Origin of the sequence: Alloyangia mangrovi, assembly GCF_002300555.2 — a bacterium.
In the GTDB taxonomy this organism is placed as follows: Bacteria; Pseudomonadota; Alphaproteobacteria; order Rhodobacterales; family Rhodobacteraceae; genus Salipiger; species Salipiger mangrovi.
This window is the reverse complement of sequence record NZ_NTHN02000023.1, coordinates 26,087-37,845: the sequence shown is the minus strand read 5'-3', so window position 1 is coordinate 37,845 and position 11,759 is coordinate 26,087. Positions and strand designations below refer to the sequence as shown.

At 65.6% G+C, this 11,759-nt stretch carries 9 protein-coding genes; all 9 read right to left on the bottom strand.

Annotated features, from left to right (window positions below; all coding sequences use genetic code 11):
- Positions 1–73 precede the first annotated feature (73 nt).
- Positions 74–1,720 (bottom strand): amidohydrolase, encoded by a 1,647-nt coding sequence (locus CLG85_RS13695; RefSeq protein WP_095881619.1) that lies wholly within the window; start codon positions 1,718–1,720, stop codon positions 74–76.
- 63 nt (positions 1,721–1,783) lie between these two features.
- The gene (locus CLG85_RS13690) at positions 1,784–2,803 is read right to left on the bottom strand and encodes an extracellular solute-binding protein (protein ID WP_235865349.1); all 1,020 of its coding nucleotides are present in this window, start codon (positions 2,801–2,803) and stop codon (positions 1,784–1,786) included.
- Positions 2,804–2,838: 35 nt separating this feature from the next.
- Entirely contained in the window at positions 2,839–3,639 is an 801-nt protein-coding gene (locus tag CLG85_RS13685) for an ABC transporter permease (protein WP_095881617.1), read from the bottom strand.
- The gene (locus CLG85_RS13680; protein WP_095881616.1) at positions 3,636–4,499 is read right to left on the bottom strand and encodes an ABC transporter permease; all 864 of its coding nucleotides are present in this window, start codon (positions 4,497–4,499) and stop codon (positions 3,636–3,638) included. The genes CLG85_RS13685 and CLG85_RS13680 overlap by 4 nt, the downstream gene beginning before the upstream one ends.
- Positions 4,496–5,569, bottom strand: a complete 1,074-nt coding sequence (locus CLG85_RS13675; RefSeq protein ID WP_095881615.1) for an ABC transporter ATP-binding protein — start codon at positions 5,567–5,569, stop codon at positions 4,496–4,498. The genes CLG85_RS13680 and CLG85_RS13675 overlap by 4 nt, the downstream gene beginning before the upstream one ends.
- A gap of 40 nt (positions 5,570–5,609) precedes the next feature.
- The gene (locus CLG85_RS13670; RefSeq protein WP_260349107.1) at positions 5,610–7,673 is read right to left on the bottom strand and encodes an oxidoreductase; all 2,064 of its coding nucleotides are present in this window, start codon (positions 7,671–7,673) and stop codon (positions 5,610–5,612) included.
- 172 nt (positions 7,674–7,845) lie between these two features.
- On the bottom strand, positions 7,846–8,799 hold the full coding sequence (locus CLG85_RS13665) for a LysR family transcriptional regulator (RefSeq protein WP_095881614.1): 954 nt from the start codon (positions 8,797–8,799) through the stop codon (positions 7,846–7,848).
- 66 nt (positions 8,800–8,865) lie between these two features.
- Positions 8,866–10,350 carry an aldehyde dehydrogenase gene (locus CLG85_RS13660; RefSeq protein ID WP_217989731.1) on the bottom strand — a complete coding sequence of 495 codons (1,485 nt, stop codon included), beginning with the start codon at positions 10,348–10,350 and terminating at the stop codon, positions 8,866–8,868.
- A gap of 137 nt (positions 10,351–10,487) precedes the next feature.
- A complete protein-coding gene (locus tag CLG85_RS13655; RefSeq protein ID WP_095881613.1) occupies positions 10,488–11,756 on the bottom strand; it encodes a flavin-containing monooxygenase in 1,269 nt (422 codons plus the stop codon).
- Positions 11,757–11,759: the final 3 nt, after the last annotated feature.

Below are 11,759 nucleotides of genomic sequence, written 5' to 3'. Positions count from 1 at the left end.
GCACGATCCGGACTTTCCGAGACCGCGGGAAGACCTGTTGACCCTGCAAGCATTGCCCGGTCACAGACCCGCGTCAGGCGCCGGCCTCATGAACTATGGTGCCGTCGCAAATCGTCATCACGGCGCGGCTGGCCTCGGCGCTGTGGCGCAGGTCGCGCGGATCGCCGTCGAGCAGGACCACATCGCCCACCATGCCGACCTGCAGCGCGCCACGGTCGCCCTCGGCGAAGAGCGCATGGGCACCCCCCTCGGTATAGGCCGCGATCACCGCTTCGAATGGAATGCGCTGGTCGGCGACGTCTTCGGCCCAGGGCTGGCGGACGAGGGCCGAATGGATCGCGTTGAAGGGTGAGAGCGGCGCTGTCGGCCAATCGGTGCCGAAGGCGAGCGTCGCGCCGCTGTCGCGCAGGGACTTCCAGGGGAAGGTGTCCTTCCAGCGCGTCCGCCCCATGATCGAGACCGTGGGTTCGAGAGGCAGGCCGCTGGAGCCCGGCGGGTGCACGGGCTGCATCGAGGCGATGACATCCAGCTCGGAAAACCGCGGCAGGTCGTCGCGGTGCAACATGTCGATATGCTCGACACGGTGGCGCGCATCGCGGGAGCCGTTCGCGCTCCGCGCGGCCTCGTATCCATCGAGCGCTGTGCGCACGGCGGCATCGCCGACGCAATGGACCTGGATCTGCAGCCCCCTGGCGTCGGCATCGCGGCAGATCGCCTCGAACCGCTCGGGTGTGAAGAGCGGCTCGCTGCGGAACCCCTGCCGGTCGGGATAGTCGTCGGTGCGGTAGGCCGTCCAGGTGTCGAAGACGCCGTCGAGGAACATCTTGATCCGCCCGTATGAGAGCCTGTCCGTGCCCTTGCGGTTCGCGGCGTCGATCAGCGCATCGATCCGTGCGGCATCATGCGAGGGCGAGAGCCGCATCGCCAGGGAAACGCGGATCGGCAGTTCGCCGTCGCGTTCCATCTCGCTCAGGAGCTCGGCCTGGTAGAGGTTGCCATCCATGTTGACGGCGGTGGTGATGCCATAGGCTGCACAGGCGCCGAGGGCTGCGGCGATCGCGGCCTTGTCGGCGGCGCGCTCGGCCTCGGTCACCGGCCCCGGCTCATCGCCGGCCATGGCCGCATTCTCGCGTCCGCCATGGGCAGAGAGCCGCCCGACGAGACGCATCGCGTTGCCCTCTCGCAGCTCGCCATTGGGTTTGCCGTCGGCGCCGAGGACGATCTCGGCGTTTTGCACTTCCGGGACCTCGTCCATCAGGCCCGCAGCGGTGAGCGCGGCGGTATTGGCCCAGGCCGTGTGCAGATCGACCGAGAAGATCATGAGCGGCTGCTCGGGCAGCAGCGCGTCGAGCGCGTGTCGGTCGGGCCGGGTGCCAGGGCCGAGAATTTCGTAGTTCGCGGAGACCGCGGAGAGCAGGGGGGCGTCTTCGCGACCGGGTCGATAGGCGTCGAGCGCGGCGGCGAATCCCTCGCGCGTGTCGATTCCGAAGAGGTTGAGTTGACCGAGCGTGATGCCGCCCTGGAAGAGATGCAGGTGGCTGTCGCAGAACCCGGGCGCGATCCAGAGTCCCTCGGCCTCGACCCGCCGCGCGGGTGCGGTACATGCGGGCATGTCGCCGGGCTTGCCGATCCAGGCGATCCGCCCCTCGGCAAGCCGCAGCGAGACGCGATCCGCGGTATAGATGTTGCGCGCGTTGTGGAGCTCGATCGTCTGGGGCATCTAGCGGGGGCTTTCTCCTGGCTCGAAGAGCCCGGCCAGAGCAGGTCCAGCCGGGCGAAGCGCTTATTGCAGCAGGTCGGTCCAGACCTTGGTCACCAGATCCTGCGCGGCGGGCGAGCAGGCCTTGGAGAATTCCACCGGAACCGTCGGGAAGAGTTCAGGCGCGTTCTCGGGGGTGTACTTGGCCTTTTCGAGGTCCAGCTTCACCGGCGAGGAGTGCGCGTAGTAGTTGTACTGGATGGTCGCGTTCTCTTCGGTTGACATGAAGTCGATGAACTGCTTCGCGGCCTCGACATTCTCGGCGCCCTTCGGCACCACGAAGCTGTCGAGCCAGCCGACCAGGCCTTCTTTCGGCATCGCATAGGCGAGGTTCGCGCCATCGTTGCGGTTGCGCAGCACGTTTCCGTCCCACCAGAAATGCGCTCCGACTTCGCCGGTCCCGAGACGGTTCTCGATATTGTCCGAGCTGTAAGCCGCGACATCGGGCTTCTGCGCCATCAGCAGGTCATAGACCTTCTTCATCTCGGCCTTGTCCTCCGAGCAGAAGGGCACGCCGAGGAACAGCTGCGCGGCGCCGACAACCTCATCCGGGTAGGACAGCGAGGCGACCTTGCCTTTCAGCTCTTCGGGCGGGGTGAAATAGGTCGCCCAGCTGTCGATCGGCCCCTCGTAGACATCGCGGTTCACGGCAAAACCGGCGGTGCCATAGGCGAGCGGGATCGAATAGCCGTTGGTCGGATCCCACCATTGGCGCTTCCACTTTTCGTCAACCTGCGCGTAGGCGGCGAGCTCCATCGCGTTGATATTCTCGAGCAGGCCCTCGTCGATCATGATCTTAACGAAGTGCTGCGACGGCGTGACGATGTCATAGCCCGACGATCCCGCCTGCAACTTGGTCAGCGCATCCTCGTTGGAGTTGAAACCGTCGACATTGACGTCGATGCCGGTCTCGGCCTCGAACTTCTCGATCAGCTCGGGCGCGATCGAGTCCGACCAAGTGTAGAGGTTGAGCGTGCCTTCGGCATAGGCCGGCAGTGCGAGGGCAAGGGCCAATGCTGTGCCGAGTGTGATCTTTTTTCTCACTTTTTTCTCTCCTGTTGGGTGGTTTTTTTCTTGGGTCAGCCGCGCCGCATCCACCGGGCCGAGAGACCCAGGGCAAGCAACGCGAGGACGAGGGAGGCCAAGATCAGCAGGGTCGAAATCGCGTTGAGCTCGGGCGTCGTGCCCCGCTTGATCAGGCCGAAGATGTAGACGGGCAGGGTGGTGGTGCCGCCGGTATTGAGCATGTTCGAGGTGATGAAATCGTCCATCGAGATCACGAAGGCGAGCATCGCCCCTGCGAAGACCCCAGGCAGGATCAGCGGTAGGGTCACCCGCCGGAAGGCGGTGAAAGGCGCCGCGTAGAGATCCTTGGCGGCTTCTTCGTAGTCGCGGCTCATCCCCTGCAGGCGGGCGCGGATCGGCAGGAAGGCGAAAGGCGTGCAGAAGGCCGAATGCGCCACGATCAGCCGGGCCATGCCATTGCTGAACCCGATCTGCGAGAACAGGATCAGCGAGGCGACTGCCACCACGATTTCCGGCAGCAGGAGCGGCAGGTTGACCACCGTCTCCGAGAGCCTCCGGAAGCGCATGTCCGGGTTGCGGCTCAGAACCATCGCGGCGCTCAGCGCGACGAGGGTCGCCACCACCGTCGCCGTCAGCGCGACGATCAGCGAGACGCGCAGCGCATCGAGCAGGGCGTCGTTCGAAAGCGCGGCGGTATACCACTTGGTGGAAAAGCCGGTCCAGACCGACACGAGGCGGTTCTCGTTGAAGGAAAACCAGATGACCACGGCGATGGGGGCATAGAGCCAAAGGAAGAAGACCGCGGTGACCAGCCCCGCTCCGGGGTAGTGGCGCACGTTGTGATGTCGGCTCATGCGCGTGTCTCCCGATGCATGGCCCGGCGGGCGTTGAGGACCAGGACGATCACCACCATCGCAAGCAGCACGAGGGCCACTGCCGCCCCGAAGGGCCAGTTGCGGCCGCCGCCGAACTGGGTCTGGATCAGCGTGCCCATCATCATCTGCTTTCCGCCGCCGAGCAGCATCGGCTCGAGAACGGTGCCAAGCGCCGGCACGAAGACGAGCACGGCCCCCGCGGCGAGCCCCGGCCAGGTCAGCGGCAGGATCACCCGGCGCGCGGTCGTCCAGCGGCTGGCATAGAGATCGGCCCCGGCCTCGAGCAGCGCGGGATCGAGCTTTTCGATCGCCGCGAAGACCGGCAGCACCATAAGCGGGATGTAGCTGTAGACCATGCCGACGAGCATCGCCCCGGGGGTGAAGAGCAGGGTGCCCTCTCCGCCGATCCAGTGCCAGAAGCGGCCGACGATCCCGTCATTGCCGAGGATGATGAGCCAGGCGTAGACACGCACGATCATCGAGACCCAGAAGGGCAGGGTGACGAGGTAGATCAACAGCGCTTTCATCCGGGGCGAGCGGGTGGCGATCACATAGGCGACCGGCAGCGACAGGATCATGCAGATCGCAGTCGTGGCGGTTGCGAGCAGAAGGGTGCGCCCGATGATGCCCAGGTATTTCGGATCGAAGGCGAGATTGCCGTCCCAATCCTCGCTGAACAGGATTTCGCGATAGGAAAGCAGGTTGAAAGCCCAGTCGAACCCGCCGTAGGTGCCGCGATCTGCCACCGAAACCATCGCGACGATGATCAGCGGCACCATCAGCGTTCCCAGCATCAACGACCATGCCGGAACGAGACCCCAGACGCGGAATCCCCTCATTGCGCCAGGATCCGCACGGAGTCGTCGCGGAAGCCGAGCCTGACCTCCTGCCCGACCGGATAGCTTTCTGCCTGACTGAGGCCGTTGCGGCGCGAAACCCGAAGCTCCACGCCAGCAGTTTCGACGACGTAATGGGTATATCCGCCCATGTAGTTGCGTGCGCGGACGGTGCCGGTCATGACGTTTCCGACCGCCTGTTCCTCGAGCCCGATCTTCTCGGGGCGCAGCGACATGGTCGCGGGGCCGGTGTCGGTCAGCCCTTTGTGCGCCGCGGTGATTTCAAGCCCGAGCGGTGTGCGGATCCGGGCCCGTTCGCCGTCGAGCGCGGTCACCTCGGCGTCGAGGAAATTCGACTCGCCGATGAAGGCGGCAACGAAACGGTTCACCGGCTCCTCGTAGATCTCCGAAGGGGTGCCGATCTGTTGGATCTGGCCCTGGCCGAGCACGCAGATCCGGTCGGACATGTCGAGCGCCTCTTCCTGGTCGTGGGTCACGAAGATGAAGGTGATGCCGGTCTGGCGTTGCAACGCGCGCAGTTCGTTGCGCATCGCCTGGCGCAGCTTGAGATCGAGCGCGGAGAGCGGCTCGTCGAGCAGGAGAACCTTCGGCTCGGGCGCCAGCGCACGGGCCAGTGCGATCCGCTGGCGCTGGCCGCCGGAGAGCTGGTCGGGGCGACGCTTTGCAAAGGGCGTCATGTGCACCAACTCAAGCATCTCGGCGACGCGCGCCTGCCGGCGCGCCTTGTCCCAGCCGAGGTTCTCCAGGCCGAAGGCGATGTTCTGTTCCAGCGTCATGTGCGGGAAGAGCGCATAGCTCTGGAACACCGTGTTCACGTGTCGCTTGTGTGCCGGCAAGTCTTCGATCTCTTCGCCGAAGAGGACGATTGCGCCCTCGGTCGGCGTCTCGAAACCGGCGATCATCCGCAGGAGCGTGGTCTTGCCGCAGCCCGATGGGCCGAGCAGCGTGAAGAACTCGTTCTCGTGGATGGTGAAGCTGACATCGTCAAGTGCCTGGAAATTCCCGAAGCTTTTCGAGACCTTGAAGACTTCGACGGCTTTTCCGCGTGTCATGTGCGACTTTCCTGTAGCTCGGTGCCGGACCCGGGCGGGGTCATGCGAGTTGCGTGACCTCGCGGCGGAACGGAAGCGCGTCGCCGATATCCGGCCCGTCGAGGTCGCGCGCGTAGCGATGCCCGGCATAGGTGGCCCATGCGATCGGTCCGGGCGCGCTGGCATCGCCGATCACCTTGACCGACTTGATGCCGGCATCTGCCCATTCCGCCTGCCGCGCGGACAGTTCCTGGAACAGCGCATCATCCGAAATCCGCGAGGCCACCATCACGACGGCGTCGCAGCCGATCGCCGACTTGAGCCCGGTATAGGTGCATTCGGTCTCCACCTCGCCCGCGCGCAGCGCCGCGATCCCGGTGTTGAGCACGATCTTCACGCCGTTCTCGACGAGCCGGCGGTGGATCGCCCCCTGTTCCAGTGTGTTCAGGGTCCAGTCCGAGACATAGGCCGAGGGGGTTACGAGGGTCACGTTGCAGCCCGCCTTGGCCAGAAGCTCGGCGATGACGCCGCCCATGTAATAGTGATCGTCATCGAAGAGCACGACTTCTCCCTTGGGCAGCTTGCCCGCCATGATGTCATCCGGCGTGAACACCGGCATGGCCGGATCGGCGGGGATAGGCGCGACATGCTGACGGGAAACGCCGTCTGCCCGCCAGTGGGCACCCGTCGCGATACAGATATTCTCGAAGCCGAACTCGAGGATTTCCTGAGCGGAGAGGTGGCTGTCGAAATAGGTTTCGGCATTCGGACGCTGCGAAAGCTGGTAGGTTCGGTAATCGACGACACGTCCCCATGCCGAGAGCCCCGGCAGCTTGCGCTCGCGCGCGACGCGGCCGCCGAGTTCGCTGCCCGCTTCGGCCAGCGCCACGTCATAGCCGCGCAGCGAGAGCGCGCGCGCGGCCTCGAGCCCGGCCGGGCCCGCGCCGACGATCAGCACGTTGGAGCTTGCGCCCTTGGTGTTCATGGTCTCGGGGTGCCAGCCCTTGCGCCATTCTTCCATGAAGGTCGGGTTCTGCGTGCAGCGGCTGATCGACATGGTCATGTCGCCGGTGATGCAGATGTTGCAGCCGATGCACTCGCGGATGTCCTCGATCCGACCTTCCTCGATCTTCTTTGGCAGGAAGGGGTCGGCGATCGAGGGGCGGGCGCAGCCGATGAAGTCGAGCACACCCTGCCGTACGAGTCGCGCCATCAAGTCGGGCGAAGTGAAGCGGCCGACGCCCACCACCGGTTTCGAGGTCAGCTCGCGGATGCCGGATACCAGCACCTCCTGCGCGGCCTCTTGCTTGAAGCGGGAGGGACCGGAGCAATCTTCCCAAGTGCCCTGGGCGAGGTCCCACAGGTCGGGCAGGTCGGCGTTCATCTCGATGAACTCGCGGACCTCGGCATTCGAGAAGCCGAGCTTGCCGATGTGCTCATCGAGGCTGACGCGCAGGGTGATGCCCATGGTGTCGCCGACGGCGTCGCGCATGTCGGCGATGACCTCGTTGACGAAACGCGCGCGGTTTTCCAGCGAGCCGCCATATTCATCTGTGCGCTGGTTGGTGGCCCGCGACAGGAAGTGCTGGAAGATGCCGAAGCCGTGGGCGCCGTAAAGGCAGATCAGGTCGAAGCCAGCCATCTTCGAGCGTTTGGCGGCGTTGACGAACCAGCGGCGCAGGTTGCGGATGTCGGTCTTGTCCATCGCGCGCGCCTGCACCGGGTCGTTGGTGAAGGTGCGGATCGGCAGGGCGGAGGGCGCGAGCGGCACCTCCTTGGTGTAAAGGTTCGGGCCGTTGATCCCGGAATAGGCCAATTGGATGCCGGCCAGCGCGCCCTTGGTCTTCATCGCGTCGGACATGCGGCGCAGGGCCGGGATGTCGGCATCGTCCCAAAGGCGCAGCTCGATGAAGGGGGTGATTTCCGAAGTGTGGTGCATCTCGGTCTGTTCGGTGAAGATCACGCCCCAGCCGCCTTCGGCCTTGATCCCGCGCATCGCCGCCACGGCCGAGGGATCGCGATAGCCACCGCCGTTGCAGTGCGGCACCTGGTAAAACCGGTTCTTGGCGGTCAGCGGGCCGATCTTGGCGGGTTCGAACAGGATGTCGTAGCTGGGATTTCGCACCGTCTTCTCCTTGGCGGCGTGTCGTTCGGCCGGCGGTCGGGCCGGGCTATGCGTGTTGATCCGCCGGGGCGGTTTTGAAGTAAATTACGCCTTCCGGAAGCTTGACTTAGGCTTTGCCTAATGACTTACGGAAGTGGCGAAGTGCCTGCGTAATGAGCAGCTTGGGAACGGTTCAGGAAGCGCTGGGGGCACCCTTGGCGCGGACCTGAAGGCCCGGCGCGCGCGTGGGCGTGATCTCGGCCCGCGCATGGTCGATGAAGGCCTGGATCGTACGGGAGTTCCGCGCTCCCTCGGTCATCAAGAGGCCGAGGTTAAGCGTGCGGACCGGCCCTGTCAGGGGAATGAAACGCAGGGGACGACCGTCGGGCGCGCGCTCGGTGATCGGGCGGACGTTTGCCATCCCGTAGCCAAAGCCGTTGGCCACGAGCGAGCGCATGACGGCGATATCCCGGGTGCGCTCCTCGATCATCGGCGTAATGCCAAGCGCGGTGAAGAAAGAGAGGAAATAGTCGCTGCTCATCGGCAGGTCGAGAAGCACCATCGGGTAGTCCGACAGCTCGGCCGGGGAGACGCTTTCGAGGTGGGCAAGCTCGTGGGTCTCGTGCACCAGGGCAAAGGGAGGCAGTTCGATCAGCGAGATGAACTCGAGATCGGACGGCACGTTCAGGTCATAGGTCAAGGCGACGTCGATCCGTGCCGACCGTAAGCCGTCGAACAGCTCCTGCTGGTCGCGTTCGAATTGCCGGAACTCGACATCCGGCCAGGCCTCGACGAAGCTGCGCCGCAATTGCGGCAGCACGATCTGCGCGAAGGTGACCAGGCAGCCGATATTCAGTGGGCCGCGGACCTTGCCCGTGATGTCATTTGCCAGATCGCCGAGCGTCGCGGCCTTGTCGAGCACCTCGCGCGCGACCTCCATGAAACGCGCGCCGCCCTGGGTGAGCGAGAGACCGTGCGCGTGGCGGCGGATAAACAACTGCAGGCCGAATTCGGCCTCGAGTTGCGAGATGGCCGAGGAGATGGAGGGAGAGGAGACGCTCACCTTCTGGGCGGCGAGCGCGATCGAGCCGCACTCGCCCACAGCGACAAAATACTCGAGTTGGCGCAGTGTGAAGCGTAAGGGCAAGGCTAAATCCGGGGCGGCTTGTGTTAGCCGTTTCCTACTACAGCCGCCCGCGCCGCGCCAGACGCGTCAATAGCTGATCCAGACCGTCTTGAGCGCCGAATACTTATCGAAGGAGTGGATCGACAGGTCCCGCCCGAAGCCCGACTGCTTCATTCCGCCAAAGGGAGTCATCGCGGACAGCGCGTCCACCGTGTTGACCGAAACCGTGCCTGCGACCAGCGCGTCGGAGACGGCCATGGCCCGGGTCAGGTCGCGCGTCCAGACCGAGGCTGCGAGCCCGTAGACGGAGTCGTTGGCCATCGCGATCGCCTCGGCGTCATCTTGGAAGGTCTGCACCGCCAACACCGGGCCGAAGATCTCCTCGCGGGCGATCCGGGCGTCGCGCGGCACATCGGCGAAGATAGTAGGCTGAATGAAGGCATCCGAGCCGCCGAGGGTCAGGCGGTTGCCACCGGCCACAAGGCGGCTGCACTGCTTGCCCGCGGCAAGGAAGCCCTCGACCCGCTCGGTGTGTCGGGCATCGACCATCGCGCCCATCTTCGTGTCCGGGTCGAGCGGGTTGCCGGGGGTGATCGCCTCGGCGCGGAGCCTCATGCGCTCAATCATCTCCTCGGCGATGCTTTCATGCACGAGCATCCGGGAATTGGCCGAACACACCTCCCCCTGGTTGAAGAAGATCCCGAAGGCGGCCTTGTCCGCGGCGGCGTCCAGATCGGCATCCGGGAAGATCAGGTTGGGGCTCTTGCCACCGGTTTCCAGCCAGACCTGCTTCATGTTGCTTTCGCCGGCGTAGCGCTGGAACATCTTGCCGACCTCGGTGGAGCCGGTGAAGACAAGGCAATCCACGTCAGGATGGCGACCGAGCGCCTGTCCGGCATCCTCGCCGAAGCCCGGCACGACGTTGAGCACGCCGTCGGGCAGCCCGGCTTCGGCGGCCAACTCGGCAAGCCGCAGGGCAGAGAGCGGTGACTGCTCGGCAGGTTTCAGCACGACCGAATTGCCCGTGGCAAGCGCCGGGGCAAGTTTCCAGGTGGCCATGTCGAGCGGGAAGTTCCACGGCACCACCGCGCCGACCACGCCGAGCGGCACGCGCCGGATCAGCGCCAAGTCGCGGCCGCCGGTCGGGGCGACCTCGTCATAGAGCTTGTCGATGGCCTCGGCATGCCACTGGAAGAAATGCGCTGACCCGGGGACGTCGACGTTGACTGTTTCGGAGATCGGCTTGCCCATGTCGAGCGTGTCCAGAAGGGCGAATTCCTCGAGGTTCTCGCGCAGGAGCGCCGCGAGCCTAAGCAGGACCTCCTTGCGCTCGCCGGGGGTCTTGCCGGACCAGCGGCGATCCTCGAAGGCGGCACGGGCAGAGGCAACCGCGCGGTCGATATCCTCCGCGCCGCCGCGTGCCACCGCGGTCAGGACCTCGGCGGTGGCGGGGTTGACGCTCTCGAAGCGCGCGCCGGATGCCGCGGGCACGAAGCGCCCGTCAATCCAGCACTGGTTGCGCAACGACAGCGCCGCGGCGCGGGTGGTGTAATGGGACAGGCTTTGCATCATTCGTCTCTGGGAATGCGATAGGTAGGCATCGCGGGGGTCACGGCCCTGCGCGGGCCGGTGTCGAGCAACTGCTCTGGATGGGGTCCCTTCGTGTCGAAGGGGCCGAGGCGTGTAGGGGCCATTCCGCTGCTTTCCGCTTAGACCGCTTCGGGCATCGGTAGCTCAGCGGGCGCATAGGCAAGGTAGCCGCGCTGCTTTGCGATATGATCGGCCACATACTTGGCGTCGTGCCAGACGCCCCAGATGAACGACGAGCCGCGCCGCGTCTGCCAGGGCAGGCCAAGGAAATAGACGCCGGGCACCGTGCCGATGCCCCGCTGGTGCCGCGGCTTTCCGGCTTCGTCGAGCACGTCCACCGCGAGCCAGCTGTAGTCCGAGGTGAAGCCCGTCGCCCAGAGGATCGTGGTGATGCCTGCCTGCCTCAGGTCGAGCGAGCGGATCGGATCGGTCATGCAGGCCGGATCCGCGCCAATCCGCCGCGCCTCGGGCTCTTCCGGCAGGTCGAGCCCGTTCAGCGCCACATAGGCATCGGCTTCGTCGAGCAGGGACAGGTAATTCGCGTCGCCGGCTGCGATATTCGCGGCGAGATCCGGGGCAAAGCTGAGCATTCCGTCGGCAAAGCCCTCGCTGCGGCCGAGCAGGACCATGCCGCGCTCGGCCAGCTTGCGGAAGTCGACGGTCTGGCCGCCACGCGCGCCGCTGACCGCGATGGTGGTGTGCTCCGAGGCCGGGTTCGCTTCGGCGTCCCACTTGTTGAGCACGCCGAGCCACCAGACGAAATCGCGACCGCGATAGCTGCGCGGCGGGCGGTCATGCGGGCCTACGGAGAGGTAGACCTTGCGCCCGGCGGCCAGCAATTCGTCGGCGATCTGCACGCCGGACGAGCCGGCGCCGACGACAAGCACCGCGCCTTCGGGCATTTGCCCCGGATTGCGATAGGCACTCGAATGCAGCTGCGCGATTCCTGCGGATTGCGGCACCAGCGGCGGGATCGCCGGGTGCTGGAAGGCACCGGTGGCGGAGATGACGTATCCGGCCTCGATGATCCCTTCGCTGGTTTCGACGCGGAAGCCTGGGCGCCCCTCGAGCCGGGTCACCCGGGTCACCGAGACGCCGCAGCGCACCGGCGCGCCGATGAGCTTGGCGTAGGCCTCGAAGTAGTCGGCGACCTTCTCCTTTGGTACGAAGGCATCGGGATCGCCCGGGAACTCCATGCCGGGGAAGCGATCGTGCCAGGCGGGGCCGTTGGCAACCAGCGAATCCCAGCGCTCTGAGCGCCAGCGCTCGGCGATCCGCTTCCGTTCGAGCACGATATGCTGGATGCCGCTTCTGCCCAGATGCTCGCTCGCCGCGAGGCCGGCCTGTCCCGCCCCGATGACAAGGGCTTCGGTCTTTTCAACTGACATCGT